This window comes from Hylemonella sp. P2_B10 (genome assembly GCF_056404875.1).
Map to the genome: position 1 here is coordinate 379,131 of NZ_JBFUDE010000001.1, position 15,912 is coordinate 395,042.

Sequence of the window (15,912 nt, forward strand, 5' to 3'; positions counted from 1 at the left end):
AGCTGCCATCGCGGGTCTTCGTGAGGCCACCAGCATGTACCTACCAGCTCACTTCAAATCCACCGACGCGCGCCAGGCCGAGGCCATTGTGCGCGGCCACCCGTTCGCCAGCCTGATCAGCAATGACGACGAGGGCCTGCCCTACGTCACCCACCTGCCGCTGCACCTGAAGGCGCAAGGAGAAGCCTGGACGTTGCGGGGTCACGTTGCCAAGCCCAACGCCCACTGGCGCTACCTGCAGGCTAGGCCGAAAGCGGTGGTGACCTTCCTCGGTCCGCATGCCTACCTGTCGCCCAGCGTCTACCCCGACAAGGCGCGCGTGCCGAGTTGGAACTATGTGGCGGTGCACTGCACCGTGCAGGCCACGCTGCTGGAGACGCCCGAGGCCAAGGATGCCTTGTTGAAGCGATTGATCGCCGACCACGAGCCGGCTTATGCCCAGCAGTGGATCGACTTGGGGCCTGAGTACCAGCACAAGATGCTGATGGGCATTGTCGGCTTCGAGCTGCGCGTGCTGGAGGTGCAGTGCAAGCTGAAGGTGAACCAGCACCGGCCCGAGGCGCTGGCCGGCATGTTGGCGCAGTACAAGGCCGGTGACGAACGGGCGCAGGCCCTCGCGGGATGGATAGAGCAACTGGCCGCTGCACGGCAGTCTTGAGCACAGGAGGAGACGCGATGAAAGGTGGCATGGGTTTGATAGGTCTGCTGGTGGTGTTGCTCATCATCGGCGTGCTGGTGAAAAAGCAGCTGGGCAGCACCGGCCAGTTGGCAGGCGCGCAGCCGGCCGCATCGGCAGCCGGCGTGGCGTTGCCCGCCACCACGCCGGGTGCCACGGTGAAAGAGCAAAGCCAGCAGATGCAGCAGCAGGTGAAGCAGCAGATGGAGGCAGCCTTGCAGCAGGGCGTGCAGCAGCGCAAGGAAGCCGATGACAAGGACCAGAAGTAAGGCCAGGTCATGGCCGCCTGGCCTCACCACCGCATGACCGCATGACCTCACTGCAGCACGACGACAGCCGCTACATGGCCATGGCGCTGCGTCAGGCCGAGCAGGCCTGGCGTGCCCGGGAGGTGCCGGTGGGCGCCGTGGTGGTCAGGGGCGGCCAGGTGATCGCCGTCGGCCACAACAGCCCGGTGGGCAGCCGCGACCCCAGTGCTCACGCCGAGATCGCTGCGCTGCGCGCCGCTGCCCAGGTGCTGGGCAACTACCGGCTGGAGGGCTGCACGCTGTACGTCACCTTGGAGCCCTGCGCCATGTGTGCCGGCGCCATGCTGCACGCCCGGTTGCAGCGGGTGGTGTATGGCGCACCCGACCCCAAGACCGGTGCCGCCGGCTCGGTGGTGGACTTGTTTGCCCAACCGCTGCTGAACCACCAGACGCAGGTGCAAGGTGGTGTGCTGGCCGCCGAATGCGCCGCGCAGTTGCAGGCGTTCTTCCAGGCCCGCCGCGAGGAGACCCGCATGACCACCACCCCGGTGCGCGAAGACGCGCTGCGCACGCCCGACGCCGCCTTTGCCGATCTGCCCGGCTACCCCTGGGCGCCGCGCTACATCAGCGACCTGCCAAGCCTGGCCGGGCTGCGCATGCACTACCTGGACGAGGGGCCTGACAATTCGGAGGCAGGGGCGCCCGTCACCTACCTGTGCCTGCACGGCAACCCGGCCTGGACCTACCTGTACCGCAAAATGATGCCCACGCTGTTGGCCAGCGGGGCGCGCGTGGTGGCGCCCGACCTGGTGGGTTTCGGCAAGAGCGACAAGCCCAAGAAGGACGGTTTTCACAGCTTCGGCTGGCACCGCCAGGTGCTGCTGGAGTTCGTCGAGCGGCTGGATCTGCGCAACATCGTGCTGGTGGTGCAGGACTGGGGTGGCCTGCTTGGCCTGACGCTGCCCATGGCCGCGCCGCAGCGCTACATCGGCCTGTTGGTGATGAACACCACCCTGGCTACCGGCGATGTGCCGCTGTCGCCCGGCTTCCTGGCCTGGCGAGAGATGTGCGCCAAAAACCCCGAATTCGACGTCGCCCGGCTGTTCGCCCGTGGCAACCCGCAGATGGCACCGGCCGAATGCGCCGCCTACAACGCGCCTTTCCCAGACCGCGGCCACCGCGCCGCGCTGCGCGCCTTCCCACCCATGGTGCCGGACGGCCAGGAGGCTGATGGCGCCGCCATCTCCCGCGAGGCCCGCAACTTCTGGCAACACCAATGGGCCGGCAAGAGCCTGATGGCCATAGGCGCGCAGGACCCGGTGCTGGGCGAGCCGGTGATGCGCGCGCTGCAGGCTCAGATTCGCGGCTGCCCCGAACCCCTGCTGCTGCCCCAGGCTGGCCACTTCGTGCAGGAGCACGGTGAGCGCATCGCCGAGGCGGCGGTACAACACTTTTCCACTCCCGCAGCATGAGTCCTTTGAGCAAACACATCTACATCTTTTCTCCCTCCGGTGCCGTGCTGGACAAGGCGGCGTTTCGCCGTGGCGTCAAACGCCTGGAACGCCTGGGCCACCAGGTCGAGGTGGACACGGACGCGCTGGCGCGCGACACCCGCTTTGCCGGCGACGACGCCACCCGGCTGGCCGCCATCCACCGCGCCGCCGCCAGCGGCGCCGATGTGGCGCTGATCAGCCGCGGCGGCTATGGGTTGACCCGGCTGCTGCCCGGCATCAAGTACAAGCAAGTGGCCAAGGCGGTGGACAAAGGCCTGCAATTCGTGGGTTTCAGCGATTTCACCGCCTTCCAGAGCGCCATGCTGGCGCAGACCGGCCGCACCACCTGGGCCGGTCCGGCGTTGTGCGAGGGCTTTGGCCGCGCCGAAGGCGTGGACGACATCATGGAAGCCTGTTTCGACGACCTGCTGTGCGGCCAGGGCGAAGGCACCGGCTGGCGCCAATTGGCGCTGTCGGACGGCGTGACGCTGCCCAAGGCACACACCACCTTCAGTCTGGAGGGGGCCACGCTGTGGGGTGGCAACCTGTCGGTGCTGGCCAGCTTGCTGGGAACGCCATATTTTCCGCAGGTGGAGGGCGGCGTGCTGTTCCTGGAAGACGTGGCCGAGCACCCGTACCGGCTGGAGCGCATGCTGACGCAGTTGCTGTATGCCGGCGTTTTGCCCAGGCAAAAGGCGGTGCTGCTGGGCCAGTTCAATGACTACACGCTGACAAGCGCCGACAAGGGTTTCAAGCTGGCCAGCGTGGTGGCCTGGTTGCGCCAGCGGCTGAAAGTGCCGGTGCTGACCAACCTGCCTTTCGGCCATGTGCCCACCAAGGTGCTGCTGCCCGTGGGCGCCAGGGTGGACATGGCGGTGGAGGGGCGCGACGCCATGCTGGTGTGGGGCCACCAGCACGCCGGCGACGCGCTGGGCTACGACCACGGTCACACCCACGGGCATGGCCATCCGGGGCATGGCCACTGAAGCCGGGCAGGGCGGGGAAAGCAACATGATTTCCAACACCCCGGCCAATGCCCTAAACTCTCGCCAGACAACCGCAAGGGAATGGGTTTGCAAACCACCGTCGTTTTTACGGATCTGATTGGCAGCACCGGCGCCTTCGAGGTGCTGGGCAACGCCAAGGCTACCCAGGCGGTCACCGAGATCACCACCTGGATAGCAGAGGTCTGCACGGCTTACAACGGCCGGGTGGTCAAAACACTGGGCGACGGCGTGCTGGCGGTGTTCCCCAAGAGCCCGGACGCCATCTCTGCCGTGGTGGAGATGCAACGCGTGCACCAGAAACGCATCGCCAAGCTGGCGCCCAGCCTGCGCATGCCGATACGCATAGGCGTGGCCACCGGTGATGTCGAAATCGTCAGCGGCGACTGCTATGGCGACGCCGTCAACGTGGCCTCGCGCCTGAGCGACCTCACCGGCGCCGACCAGATCTGGATCAACGACGCCGCCATCACCGGCGCCCACGAGAGCGACGGCGTGCGCTTTCGCCTGCTGGGGCCGATTGCCATACGCGGCCGGGCCGAGCCCTGCACCGTCTATCAGGTGGATTGGCGCGAGGACGAGGCCAGCTCCTTCCTGACCATGCAGGGCGAGGTGGATGCCACCGTGCACGCCGAGCTGATGGACGCCTTGGGCGGCCAGATCACGCTGGGCTTCGAGGGCGTCAACAAGACCTTCAAGTCGTTCGAGCTGCCGGTGCAGATCGGGCGGGTGCAGAAGGTGGAATTCAACGTCAACGACCCGCGCGTCTCGCGCACCCATGCGCGCATCGACTGGCGCAACGGCGGCTTCGTGCTGACCGACCTCAGCTCCTACGGCACCTGGGTGCGCTTTGCCGGCGCCGGCACCGAAATCTTCCTGCGCCGCGAGGAATGCGTGCTGCACGGGCGCGGCGAGTTGGCGTTGGGCGCGCCCTTCACCGACCCCAGCATGCCCCTGGTGAGCTTTTCCGTGCTGTGAGGCGGAGCGGGGCATGCGGCCAGGCTGCGCGCGGACTCCAACAACATTTCTCTTGAGGGCAGGGGGCGTATGCGCTGGTTGAAACGGGGCGTGGGGCTGCTGCTGGCCGTGTTGCTGGTGGCCTTGGCGGCATTGGGTATCTATGCGGCGCGCAGCTTTCCCAAACTGGACGGCAGCCTGCAGGTCAGCGGTCTGAAGGCGCCGGTGACGGTGCAGCGCGACGGCGCCGACGTCACCCACCTGCTGGCCCAGTCCGGGCACGACGCCTGGTTCGCGCTCGGCCATGTGCATGCGCAGGAACGCGGCTGGCAGCTGGAATTCAACCGCCGGGTGATGCATGGCCAGTTGTCCGAGCTGTTTGGCGAACCCACATTGGAGACCGACAAGCTGATGCGCACGCTGGGCATCATGGCCGCCGCGCGCCGCCAGTGGGCGCAGTTGAACCCGGCCACGCGCGAGGCGCTGCAGGCCTATGCCGACGGCGTCAACGCCTTCAACGCCGCGCCCAGCCAGGCGCTGGGGCCGGAGTTCCATGTGCTGGGCACCACGCCTGGCCGTTGGGAGGCGGTGGACAGCGTGGGCTGGGCCATCATGATGGCGCTCGACCTGGGCGGCAACTGGGGCAGCGAGTTTGCCCGCCTGTCGCTGACCAAGGTGTTGAGCACCGGGCGCATGTGGCAGGCGCTGCCGGCCTACCCCGGCGAGGCCCCGGCCACCGACGTGGACCTGGCCGCGCTCTATGCCCGGTTGGGTGTGTTCAAGTCGGACAACGGCATGGCCCAGGCTCCCACCGGGGAGGCCACCCAGGCCACGGCGATGGCTGCCTGGTCCGACGAGCTGTCCGGCAACCTGGGCAACGTGGAGGGCAAGGGCAGCAACAACTGGGTGGTGGCCGGTTCGCACAGCGTCAGCGGCAAGCCGCTGCTGGCCAACGACCCACACCTGTCTCTGGGGGCGCCGGCCATCTGGTACTTCGCCCACCTGCAGGCACCCGGCCTCAATGTGGTGGGGGCTACGCTGCCGGGCCTGCCCTTCGTGGTGCTGGGCCATACCGACAAAATCGCCTGGGGCTTCACCAACACTGGCCCGGACGTGCAGGACCTGTACCTGGAGCGCATCAACCCCGAGAACCCCAAGCAGTACCGCGCGCCCGATGTCAACGGCCAGGTCAGTTGGGCCGCCTTCACCGAGCGGCAGGAGGTGATCCGCGTCAAGGGCAAGCCTGACGTGGTGCAGACGGTGCGTGAGAGCCGCCATGGCCCGGTGCTGAGCGATGCGCAGAAGTCGCACACCGAGGTGCTGGACGCCACCAAGTTTGTGCTGGCGCTGCGCTGGAGCGCGCTGGATGCCGACAACCTCACCGTGCAGGCCGGGCTGGAGGGCAACCGCGCCAACTCGGTGGACGAACTGCTGGCCGCTTACGCCAGCTACCACTCGCCGATGCAAAACGTGGTGATGGCAGACACCGCCGGCCGCGTGGCCTACAAGGCCGTGGGCAAGGTGCCGCTGCGCAAGGCGGACAACGACATCAAGGGCATGGCTCCGGCCCCAGGCTGGGAGCCGCGCTACGACTGGGATGGTTGGCTGCCCTATGCGCAAACGCCCCAGGACCTGCAGGCCGCCAAAGGCTGGGTGGCCACCGCCAACCAGCGTGTGACGCCGCCGGACTACCCGTATTTCATCGGCCAGGACTGGGCCTTGCCCGAGCGCTTCATCCGTATCGAGCAGTTGCTGGCCGCCACGCCCAAGCACGACCTGGCCAGCCTGCAGAAGATCCAGGGTGACCAGATCTCGCTGGCGGCTCAGCGGCTGCTGCCCTACCTGCAAAAGGTCAAAGGGCAACACCCATTGGCCATGGCCGCACAGCAGCAACTGGCGGGGTTTGACAGCAATATGTTGGCCGACCGGGCGGCGCCCTTGATCCTGGCGGCGTGGGCCGACGAGCTGACACGCGCACTGCTCAGCCCGAAGCTGGGCGAGGCGCGCATGAAGGCCCTTTATGGCCGGCGCCATTTCCGCCTGCTGATGGAAGACATCCTGGCGCGCAACGACGGCTGGTGGTGCGCGCCCAAAAGCTGCGAGCAGCAGGCCGCCGACGCGCTGGACCGGGCGCTGGAGCGGCTGAGCGCCCAATACGGCAAGGATGTGGCCGCCTGGCAATGGGGGGCCGCGCATGCCGCGCGCAGCACCCACCAGCCGTTTGACAACGTGGCCCCGTTGGCGCCGTTCTTCAATGTCAGCGTGCCGGTGGGCGGCGACAGCTTCACGGTGGACGTGGGGCACTACTGGCTGAACGACGCCCGCCAGCCCTTCGCCACCCGCCACGCCGCCTCCATGCGCGCGCTGTACGACCTGGCGGACCTGGACAAGTCCCGCTTCATCTACCAGACCGGCCAGAGCGGCCTGGTGTTCTCCAGCCGCTACCGCGACATGCGTCAGCCCTGGGCCGACGTGCAATACCGGCCGCTGCAATTGAAGCCCGCCGAGGTGCGCCACACGCTGACGCTGACACCGTGACCCCCGCGCCCCTGCCGTCCCCCCACGCCCGGCGCGCGCCGTTGGGCCGGCGGCTGCTGCGCTCGGTGGCCGACTGGTGGGCCATCGTGCATTTCGGCGCCATCACGCTGGTGATCGCGCTGTCGCCGGCCACCTACCGGGGGCAGCGGCGCGGCCAGATCGCGCGCGACATCTACCTGACCAGCTGGCAGGTGCTGCCCTGGTTCACCGTGTTGTGCGCGCTGATCTGCCTGGTGCTGATACGCATCGTCGTGGTCACCGCGCAGAGCTATGGCCTGTCGCAGTACGCGCTGGAGGTGGTGGTGCGGGTGCTGGTGCTGGAGCTGATCCCCCTGAGCGCGGCGTTGTTCGTGGTGCTGCGCACCGGCATGGCCTCGCCCTGGCAGGCACCCGATGAAGGCGCCACGCCGCTGACCCGGGCCCAGCATGGCCAGCGGCTGGTTTCCAGCGCCATTGCCAGCGCCTTTTCGGTGCTGTTGCTGGCGGCGGTCAGCAGTGTGGTGGCGCTGGCGATCGCGTACATGGTGGTCTATGGCGTGTCGCCTTTCGGTTTCACCGCCTACACGCGCATGGTGGGCCGGGTGTTTGACGGCCCGGTGAGCCTGAGCTTTGTGCTGAAGACGCTGCTGTTCGCTTGCGCCGTGGCCGTGGTGCCGGCCGGTTCCAACCTGCACGCGCCGCCGCCGCCGGCCGCGCGCGGCGCCATCGCGGTATCGGCCGGCACGGTGCGCCTGTTCCTGGTGCTGGTGCTGATCGAAGCCTCATCGCTGGCCGTGAAGTACATTGGATAGCCATGCAAGACAGCAGCCCGCCCACGCCACCGCCCACGCCATTGTCTGACCTGCCGCCCCAAGTGCCGGCGCAAGCGCCGCCGATCGCCCACATCGAGCTCAAGGCCATGGTGCTGCTGGTGCTGATGCTGGCACTGATCGCCGGCTCGGTGGCCTACGTGATGTATGCGCGCGGCGTGTTCGAGAGCACGCAGGAACTGGTGCTGATCGCCGAAGACTCCGAAGGGGTGCAGGTGGGCATGGACCTGACGTTTTCCGGCTTCCCCATAGGCCGGGTGCGCCGCATTGACCTCGCGAACGACGGCAAGGCGCGCATCATGGTGGACGTGACGCGCAAGGACGCCAAATGGCTACGCAACAGCAGCATCTTCACCATGGAGCGTGGCCTGGTGGGTGACACCAAGCTGCGCGCCTTCAGCGGCTCACTGACCGATACGCCGCTGCCGGTGGGTGCGGTGCGCAATGTGCTGCGCGGCGACGCCACGGCCGAGATCCCGCGCCTGCTGGCCTCGGTGCACGCGCTGGTAGACAACCTGGAGGCCATGACCAAGGCCGACTCGACGTTGAACCAGACGCTGGAGCAGGTGCAGGGCGCCACCGAAGGGCTGAACAAGGGTTTCAAGGGCAAGTACGGCGCCTTGGGCTTCGCGTTGGGCGGTGACGCCAATGCGCAAAAGGTGGTCACGCTGCTGGACACCACCAACGCGCTGCTGGCACGGGCCGACCAGCGGGTGTTTGGCGACAAGGGTGTGCTGGCCGACACCCAGGCCACCGTGGTGGAGCTGCGCGCCCTGCTGGTCGATGCGCGCGCCAGCCTGAAGAAGGTGGACGCGGTGCTGGTGGAGGCCCAGGCCATAGGCGCCAACACCAAGAACGCCACGGCCGACCTGGGCGCGTTGCGGGCCCAGGTGGAAGCCAGCCTGCGCAAGGTGGACGCGCTGGTCAACGAGGTGAACCGCAAATGGCCATTCGCCCGTGACGCGGAGATCAAGCTGCCATGAACAAGCGCACCCTCTTCGCACCACTTGCCTGCCTGGCACTGCTGCTGGCGGCTTGCTCCAGCACCCCACCACCGCCGGACTGGCAGGTGTCCGCCCAGGGCTCGCTGAAGCTGGCCATCAACGCCTATTTCGCCGGTGAGACCAAGGTGGCCGACGTGGAGTTTGCCCGCGTGCGCAACGAAGTGGCCAGCACCGGCAGGCTGGACCTGGCCGCCCGGGCCGAGCTGGTGCGCTGCGCTGCACAGGCGGCGGCGCTGGATTTCGGCCCGTGTGACAACTACCAGAAGCTGGCGGCCGACGCTGCCGCGCCCGAGCGCGCCTATGCGGCCTTCCTGAGCGGCCAGTGGAGCGGGGTGGATGCCGCGCTGCTGCCCAAGCATTACCAACCGCTGTTGGCCGGCAACCCCAGCGTGGATGCGCTGAGAGCGGTGCCGGACCCGCTGGCCCGCCTGGTGGCCGCTGCCGTGTTGTTGCGCAAGGGCCAGCTCAGCCCCGAGGGCCTGCGGGTGGCCGGCGACACGGCCTCCGACCAGGGTTGGCGCCGCGCCGTGCTGGCCTGGCTGGGTGCGCAGGCCGAGCTGGCCGACAAGGCCGGCAACACGGCCGAGGCCCAGCGGCTGCGCCGGCGCATCGCGCTGGCTGCCGGCCAGCCTTTGCCCTGACGTTTCACTGACTGCAGCGTGGACTTCCGGGGTGCGGCAGGGCAGGGTATTTGACAATGCATAACTATTTGGTTATTATTTTTTCATGCCTACTGCAACCCCCAGCCACGCCGAGCCCACGGCAGTCTTCAAGTCACTCGCCGACCCGACGCGGCGCGCCATCTTCGAGCGTCTGAGCCGCGACGGTGAGCTGACTGTGCACGCGCTGACGCTGCCCAGCGGCGTGTCGCAGCCGGCCATCTCCAAGCACCTGAATGCGCTGAAAAGTGCCGGCCTGGTGAGCGGCCGGCGTGAMGGCCGCGAAACCTACTACAAGGCCGAGTCCAAGGCGTTGGCGCCACTGCTGGACTGGTTGACGTATTACTCCGCCTTCTGGCACGGCCGCTTCGACCGCCTCGAAGACCTGTTGAAACGCATGGACCAATGATGACCAAGACCAACACCGCCACTGAAACCGACGTTGACGGCGCCCTCACCCTGGTGATGGAGCGCGAACTGCCGCACCCGGCTGAAAAGGTATGGCGCGCGCTGACGCAAAGCGCCTTGATGGCCGACTGGCTGCTGCCCAACGACTTTGCCGCAGAGCAGGGCCGGCACTTTCAACTGCGCACCCAGCCGATGCCGCAATGGAACGGCATCGTGGACTGTCAGGTGCTGGAGATGCAGCCGCACCAGCGCCTCAGCTACAGCTGGAACGTGGGCGACGATGGCGCCGGCGCGCTGCGTACGGTGGTGACCTTCACGCTGACCCCCACCGCCAGCGGCGTGCGCCTGCGCATGGAGCAAAGCGGTTTCCGCGAAGACCAGCAGCGCAACCTGCATGGCGCGAAGTACGGCTGGACAGGCTTCCTGGAAGGCTTGCTGCGGGTGGTTGACCGTCTCTGAAAAACCACACCAGCGGCCTGTTAGTGGTATCTATCTGGTTTGTCACCGTTAACTGCGCGCTCACCGGCTTTTTTGCCTTCGTCATGAGCCTGTCACGAGGAGAGTCTAGTAATTACTAGTATTTTCAGTTCCTATCAAGCAATAACACGGAGGAATGACGAGTCGCCAAATACATATGGCCGTTCTCTGGTTTACCCCGTGTTTACATAAACGGCATCCGGTATGGTTGTGGTCTTTGGTCGGTATTGGCAATTCACCCCTAGGAGAGAACCACAACATGAAAGCTACACGCACTGAAATTGCATCCGCCGTTGCCCTTGTGCTGGCAGCCCTTGCACCGCAAGCCCAGGCGCAGACCAGCGCTCCCGCGACCCAGAACCTGGACACCGTGGTGATCACCGGCATACGCGCGTCCATCGCCAAGTCGATTGATACCAAACGCAATGCCGACACCAACCTCGAAGTGGTCTCGGCCGAAGACGTGGGCAAGATGCCCGACAAGAACATCGCCGACGCGCTGTCGCGCCTGGCAGGCGTCAACGTGCAGTACGGCGGCGCCGGCGCCATGGATGAGGCCGAGCGCGTGTCCATCCGCGGCACCAGCCCCAACCTGAACCTGGTCACCGTCAACGGCCATGCACTGTCCTCGGGCGACTGGCACGTGGGTGACCAAAGCTCCAGCGGCCGCTCAGTGGGCTTTGGCCTGATGCCATCGCAGTTGATCGGCCAGAGCATCGTTTACAAATCGGGCCGCGCCGACATCACCGAAGGCGGCATCTCCGGCTCGGTGGATGTCCTGATGCGCAAGCCGCTGGACTTCAAGAAGGGCGTCTCCGGCGAAGTCTCCCTGGGCGTGGTCAAGGCCACACTGCCCGGCAATACCGATCCGCAACTGTCCGGCCTGCTGAACTGGAAGAATGACGACGGCACGCTGGGCTTCCTGATCCAGGCCTACAAGGAAAACCGGCATCTGCGCCGCGACGGCCAGGAAGTGTTCAGCTACGCCGTGCTCACGCCGGCGCAGGCCACGGCCTCGGGTGACGCCTCGCTGGCCAACAAGCGCTATCCCGGTAGCCTGAACGTGGCCGAGTTCGACGGCGTTCGCGAGCGCAGCGGTGGCTACATCGGCGTGCAGGTCAAGCCGTCGCAGGCGCTGGACATCCACCTGTCGGCCTTCCGCACCACCCTGACCGCCGACAACTACAACAGCTCGGGCTTTGCCTTCCCGTCCAACCTGGTGGCCAACGGCTGGTTGCTGAAGAACACCAAGGTTGACGGCAACATCATCACCGGCGCCGACATCTATCGGCCAGCCTTCATCGCCGGCAACAGTGCGGCCGCGCAAGCCGACCTGAACAAGCGGGTGATCGGCTTCGAGTACGACAACATCGTGCGCCAGGGCGCGCAGTCGCTGAGCTCGTTCGCCGATCTGGACGTGACGTTCCGGCCAACCGACCGCTGGAGCCTGCGCGCGCGCCTGGGCTACACGGTGGGCAGCGGCATCACCGGCTCCGAGCCCATGCTGACCTACGGCCTGATCAACAACAACGTCAGCTTCAATGTCAATGGCTCGCGTCCCACCAACTACACGGTGACGGACTTGACGGGCAAGGCCATCGACATGTCCAAGATCTCCAACTTCTCGCAGATGAGCAACACCGCCGCTGCAGTCGAGTCGCTGGACCAGGAGCATTACCTCCACCTGGACGGCGAGTACAAGGCCGACTGGGGCGTCTTCAACAACATCAAGTTCGGCTACCGCAAGGCCACGCACGACCGCACCTACAACTCCTACGCCGGGCGCTGGAACGCGCAGGATAACGCGGCCGGGGTGATCACGCCGTCGCCGTTCATCAGCGTCACCGGCGGTTTGCTGGTCAACAAGGACACGCTGCCGGTCTACACCAATGGCACGATCAGCACGCAGCCGCCCACACAAGCCAACGTCGTGACCGGCCAGCTGACCCCGGCCACGCAGTACCCGGCCAACTGGGGCGAGGGCATACGCGACGGCATTCCGTACAACCTGTTCCGCTTCGACACGTCGCAGATCAACGCCTTTGCCGCCCAGTACATGAACTGGGACCCGGTGCTGAACAAGACCTGGACGGCCGGCTACTTCATCGAGGAAAGCAACAGCGCGGCCTATGCGATGGGCGAGTTCGAATCGGGCAAGCTGTCGGGCAACCTGGGCCTGCGCCTGGCGAAGACCGACTTGACGTCGATTTCCTACCAGGCACTGCCCACCAGCGGTGCCGGCTCCTGCGTGCCGCTGGCGCCTTGCAACATCCCCAACGCCATCGTCGGCGCGCGCTCGGCCAGCTACATCCCGCAGATCGTCACCACGCACCACAACATGGTGCTGCCCAGCCTGAACCTGCGCTGGGAAGCTGACAAGGACCTGATCGTGCGCGCCGCGCTGACCCGCACGCTGGGCCGGCCCAACTACAACGAACTGGCTGGTGCCGTGGCGCTGAACGGCACCACGCTGATCGGCTCGTCCGGCAACCCGCTGCTCAAGCCCATCACGTCCAACAACCTGGACCTGAACGCGGCCTGGTATTTCGCGCCGCGTGCCTACGTGTCGGGCGGCTTCTTCATGCAAAACCTGCAGAACTACGTGAAGGCCGGCACCTCGCAGGTGGAGTTCTTCAACACCGTGACCGGGGCGAACTCGATCTTCACCGTGTCATCCCGCCGCGGCGTGGGTGCGCAGCTGAAAGGCGTGGAAGGCGCGCTGGAAATGCCGATAGGTTCCGGCTTCGGCTTTGGCGTCAACGCCACCTACGTCGACTCCAAGGACGACGACGGCGTGGAGATGCTGGGCACCTCCAAGACGACCTACAACCTGCGCGGCTTCTACGAGGACGACAAGTTTTCCGCCAGCCTGGCCTGGAACTACCGCTCCGACTACTCCACCGGCTTCGCGGGCAACGGCACCAACGTGCCCACGTTTGACGCTGCCGGCGCGGCCACCTACAACGGCCTGACCAAGTACGCGGGCTATGGCGCGCTGTCACTGTCAATAGGCTACAAGCTGACCAAGGATCTCTCGATCAACTTTGACGGCACCAACATGAACGACCCGGTCCGCCATACCTACTCGATCACCGAAAACGCGCCGCTCAGCTGGTACCGCAGCGGCCGGCAGTACTTCCTGACGCTGCGCGGAAAGTTCTGAGCGCACAACCCAGCTCCCGTGAAGCGGTCAGCACCGCTTCACGGGCTGCTGCGGGGTAACAGAAACACAAACGGCGCCAACAGGCGCCGTTTCTTATTTCCGCGCAGCGGGCCTAGCGCCGGCTGGTCTTCTTGGCCGCTGAAGCGGCTGCTTTCTGGGCTGCGGCGGAGGTCCCCTTCTTCACTGCCGTCTCCATCGCCGAGGCGGCCGTCTTCATGCCTTTGGCCATGGGCGCCAGCGCCTCGCCCATGGGGTGGGCGCTTTGCATGGCGTCCACGCCGGCAGTGAACTGGGCCACGCTGAGTGCGGTGGCTTCCTGCATGTGCTTGGCAGTCATGGCCAGGGTGGTCTGGGCGCTGCTCTTCAGCGCCTCCATCGCGTCCTGCGGGTCCTTGATGTCCTTCAGCGCTGCCATGGCCTCCTGGGCAGCCGCTTGCGCCGCCTGCGCCTGGGTCTGCATCAACTCGCCCCAGGCCTTCACGTTGGCCATCAGCTGGGCGGTGCTGTCGCCCGAGCCGGGCGTCATGAACTTCTCGGCATTGGCCATCATGGCCTTGGTGGCGGCTTCAAACGGGTTGTTCTTGAACATGGGCGCTCCTGTAAGGGGATGGGTTTGGCCGGCTAACGCGACCGCTGTCGGGTCTTGGCAAGTATGCCGCGTTTGCCGCCTTGCAGGGAAGAATTTGAGGCCTCATCGGCCTGCTCCAAGCCGACGAGGCCCACCAGTTCGTTGACGCATGCTGGCGCTTCTGCCATATTCTGTTGAACTCAGGCGGAGTCGGGGAGCAAAAAACGGCGGTCCGGGCACATTGTTCGCAGGCCCCAAGCCAACACCGAGGAGCAACGCCATGAATTTCACCATCGCACAGCGGCTGTGGCTGCTGACGGTCAGCGCCCTGGTGGGCATTGTCATCCTGGTGGCGGTGGTGCTGTTCTCCGAGCGCACCTTGATCCTGGAAGAGCGCCAACTCGGCGTGCAACAGGCGGTGGAGGCGGCTCACGGTCTGGTGGTGTACTTTCACGACCAGGTGACCAAGAGCGGCATGCCGGAAGACGAGGGCAAGCGCCGCGCCATGGCGGCCATCAGGACGCTGCGCTACAGCGGCGTGGAGTATTTCTGGATCAACGACATGCAGCCCAAGATGCTGGCGCACCCGATACGCGCCGACCTGGAGGGCAAGGACCTGTCCGAAAACAAGGACCCCACCGGCAAGCGCCTGTTCATGGAGATGGTGGACGTTGTCAAGGCCAAGGGCGCAGGTTTCGTGCTCTACATGTGGCCCAAGCCGGGCAGCGAGCAGCCGGTGCAGAAAGTCTCCTACGTGAAGGGGTTTGCGCCCTGGGGTTGGCTGGTCGGCTCGGGCGTCTACGTGGACGATGTGAATGCCGCCATCTTCAAGCGCGTGGTCAGTTTTGGTCTGGGATCGCTGGCGCTGGCCCTGGCGCTGCTGGTGATCGCCACGCTCATCACCCGCAGCCTGCTGCGCCAGCTGGGCGGTGAGCCCGACGCGGCGGCGGAGGTGACGCGGCGCATCGCGCGCGGCGATCTGACCGTGCGCATTGCACTGAAGCCCAACGACAACTCCAGCCTGCTGCATGCCATCAAGGGTATGCGCGACAGCCTGTCATCTATCGTGCAGCAGGTGCGCACGGGCTCAGAGGGCGTGGCCACCGCCAGTTCGGAGATCGCGCAGGGCAACCACGACCTGTCCGGCCGCACCGAGAGCCAGGCCAGCGCGCTGGAGCAGACGGCCGCCTCCATGGAGCAGTTGGGCAGCACGGTGAAGCAGAACGCCGACAGCGCGCGCCAGGCCAACCAACTGGCCCAGAACGCATCCACCGTGGCGGTGCGTGGCGGCAGCACCGTGGGCGAGGTGGTGGAGACCATGAAGGGCATCAACGAGAGCTCGCGCAGAATCTCCGACATCATCAGCGTCATCGACGGCATTGCCTTCCAGACCAATATCCTGGCGCTGAATGCCGCGGTGGAAGCGGCACGGGCCGGAGAACAGGGACGCGGCTTTGCCGTCGTGGCCAGCGAGGTGCGCTCGCTGGCAGGCCGCAGTGCTGAGGCCGCCAAGGAGATCAAGACGCTGATCAACACCAGCGTGGAGCGGGTGGAGCAGGGCACCCGGCTGGTGGACCTGGCCGGCAGCACCATGGACGAGGTGGTTGCGGCGATACGCCGGGTGACCGACATCATGGGGGAAATCAGCGCCGCCAGTTCCGAACAAAGCACGGGCGTGGCCCAGGTGGGTGAGGCCGTGACACAGATGGACCAGGCCACCCAGCAGAATGCCGCGCTGGTGGAGCAAATGGCAGCGGCCGCCAGCAGCCTGAAATCACAGGCGCAGGAACTGGTCCAGGTGGTCTCCACCTTTCAGCTGGAGCAGGGCGATGCGGGCCATACCGGCCATCCTGACCGCCCTGTCGCCATGCTGGGCCAGCGCTGAGCCTGAAGACATTCGGGCCCCAT

At 66.3% G+C, this 15,912-nt stretch carries 14 protein-coding genes; 13 read left to right on the forward strand and 1 reads right to left on the reverse strand.

The annotated features are described in order from the left end of the window. Nucleotides 1-34 precede the first annotated feature (34 nt). From AC1DX2_RS01760 to AC1DX2_RS01815, 12 genes are all read left to right on the forward strand, one after another. Nucleotides 35-658: an FMN-binding negative transcriptional regulator gene (locus AC1DX2_RS01760; protein WP_477194561.1), complete on the forward strand. Its 624-nt coding sequence runs from the start codon at nucleotides 35-37 to the stop codon at nucleotides 656-658. 17 nt (nucleotides 659-675) lie between these two features. After that, a complete protein-coding gene (locus AC1DX2_RS01765; protein ID WP_477194562.1) occupies nucleotides 676-945 on the forward strand; it encodes a hypothetical protein in 270 nt (89 codons plus the stop codon). Nucleotides 946-986: 41 nt separating this feature from the next. Then, a complete protein-coding gene (tadA, locus tag AC1DX2_RS01770) occupies nucleotides 987-2,396 on the forward strand; it encodes a tRNA adenosine(34) deaminase TadA (RefSeq protein ID WP_477194563.1) in 1,410 nt (469 codons plus the stop codon). After that, nucleotides 2,393-3,403 carry an LD-carboxypeptidase gene (locus AC1DX2_RS01775; protein ID WP_477194564.1) on the forward strand — a complete coding sequence of 337 codons (1,011 nt, stop codon included), beginning with the start codon at nucleotides 2,393-2,395 and terminating at the stop codon, nucleotides 3,401-3,403. The genes tadA and AC1DX2_RS01775 overlap by 4 nt, the downstream gene beginning before the upstream one ends. An 81-nt stretch (nucleotides 3,404-3,484) precedes the next feature. Then, nucleotides 3,485-4,399, forward strand: coding sequence for an adenylate/guanylate cyclase domain-containing protein (locus tag AC1DX2_RS01780; protein WP_477194565.1), 915 nt, complete (start codon nucleotides 3,485-3,487; stop codon nucleotides 4,397-4,399). Between the two features lie 69 nt (nucleotides 4,400-4,468). Further along, entirely contained in the window at nucleotides 4,469-6,916 is a 2,448-nt protein-coding gene (locus AC1DX2_RS01785; protein WP_477194566.1) for a penicillin acylase family protein, read from the forward strand. Then, nucleotides 6,913-7,707, forward strand: coding sequence for an ABC transporter permease (locus tag AC1DX2_RS01790; RefSeq protein WP_477194567.1), 795 nt, complete (start codon nucleotides 6,913-6,915; stop codon nucleotides 7,705-7,707). Before AC1DX2_RS01785 ends, AC1DX2_RS01790 begins: the two co-directional genes overlap by 4 nt. Before the next feature lie 2 nt (nucleotides 7,708-7,709). Beyond that, a complete protein-coding gene (locus AC1DX2_RS01795; protein WP_477194568.1) occupies nucleotides 7,710-8,708 on the forward strand; it encodes an MlaD family protein in 999 nt (332 codons plus the stop codon). Continuing rightward, a complete protein-coding gene (locus tag AC1DX2_RS01800) occupies nucleotides 8,705-9,370 on the forward strand; it encodes a hypothetical protein (RefSeq protein WP_477194569.1) in 666 nt (221 codons plus the stop codon). Before AC1DX2_RS01795 ends, AC1DX2_RS01800 begins: the two co-directional genes overlap by 4 nt. 85 nt (nucleotides 9,371-9,455) lie before the next feature. Continuing rightward, complete coding sequence (locus AC1DX2_RS01805) at nucleotides 9,456-9,797, forward strand: ArsR/SmtB family transcription factor (protein WP_477194570.1); 342 nt, start codon at nucleotides 9,456-9,458, stop codon at nucleotides 9,795-9,797. Further along, complete coding sequence (locus tag AC1DX2_RS01810; protein ID WP_477194571.1) at nucleotides 9,794-10,255, forward strand: SRPBCC family protein; 462 nt, start codon at nucleotides 9,794-9,796, stop codon at nucleotides 10,253-10,255. The genes AC1DX2_RS01805 and AC1DX2_RS01810 overlap by 4 nt, the downstream gene beginning before the upstream one ends. 277 nt (nucleotides 10,256-10,532) lie before the next feature. Further along, a complete protein-coding gene (locus tag AC1DX2_RS01815) occupies nucleotides 10,533-13,436 on the forward strand; it encodes a TonB-dependent receptor (protein WP_477194572.1) in 2,904 nt (967 codons plus the stop codon). A gap of 112 nt (nucleotides 13,437-13,548) precedes the next feature. Here the strand turns inward: AC1DX2_RS01815 and AC1DX2_RS01820 are convergent, their stop codons facing one another. Then, nucleotides 13,549-14,025 (reverse strand): hypothetical protein, encoded by a 477-nt coding sequence (locus AC1DX2_RS01820; RefSeq protein ID WP_477194573.1) that lies wholly within the window; start codon nucleotides 14,023-14,025, stop codon nucleotides 13,549-13,551. Between the two features lie 259 nt (nucleotides 14,026-14,284). On the opposite strand from AC1DX2_RS01820, the gene AC1DX2_RS01825 reads away from it, so the two are divergent. Continuing rightward, entirely contained in the window at nucleotides 14,285-15,889 is a 1,605-nt protein-coding gene (locus AC1DX2_RS01825) for a methyl-accepting chemotaxis protein (protein WP_477194574.1), read from the forward strand. The last annotated feature ends 23 nt before the right edge of the window (nucleotides 15,890-15,912 follow it).

Excerpts from the sequence above, each read along its gene's own strand:
- AC1DX2_RS01760 (WP_477194561.1), top strand. The coding sequence starts at position 35 with ATGTACCTACCAGCTCACTTCAAATCCACCGACGCGCGCCAGGCCGAG.
- AC1DX2_RS01765 (WP_477194562.1), top strand. The coding sequence starts at position 676 with ATGAAAGGTGGCATGGGTTTGATAGGTCTGCTGGTGGTGTTGCTCATC.
- tadA (WP_477194563.1), top strand. The coding sequence starts at position 987 with ATGACCTCACTGCAGCACGACGACAGCCGCTACATGGCCATGGCGCTG.
- AC1DX2_RS01775 (WP_477194564.1), top strand. The coding sequence starts at position 2,393 with ATGAGTCCTTTGAGCAAACACATCTACATCTTTTCTCCCTCCGGTGCC.
- AC1DX2_RS01780 (WP_477194565.1), top strand. The coding sequence starts at position 3,485 with ATGGGTTTGCAAACCACCGTCGTTTTTACGGATCTGATTGGCAGCACC.
- AC1DX2_RS01785 (WP_477194566.1), top strand. The coding sequence starts at position 4,469 with ATGCGCTGGTTGAAACGGGGCGTGGGGCTGCTGCTGGCCGTGTTGCTG.
- AC1DX2_RS01795 (WP_477194568.1), top strand. The coding sequence starts at position 7,710 with ATGCAAGACAGCAGCCCGCCCACGCCACCGCCCACGCCATTGTCTGAC.
- AC1DX2_RS01800 (WP_477194569.1), top strand. The coding sequence starts at position 8,705 with ATGAACAAGCGCACCCTCTTCGCACCACTTGCCTGCCTGGCACTGCTG.
- AC1DX2_RS01810 (WP_477194571.1), top strand. The coding sequence starts at position 9,794 with ATGATGACCAAGACCAACACCGCCACTGAAACCGACGTTGACGGCGCC.
- AC1DX2_RS01815 (WP_477194572.1), top strand. The coding sequence starts at position 10,533 with ATGAAAGCTACACGCACTGAAATTGCATCCGCCGTTGCCCTTGTGCTG.
- AC1DX2_RS01820 (WP_477194573.1), bottom strand. The coding sequence starts at position 14,025 with ATGTTCAAGAACAACCCGTTTGAAGCCGCCACCAAGGCCATGATGGCC.
- AC1DX2_RS01825 (WP_477194574.1), top strand. The coding sequence starts at position 14,285 with ATGAATTTCACCATCGCACAGCGGCTGTGGCTGCTGACGGTCAGCGCC.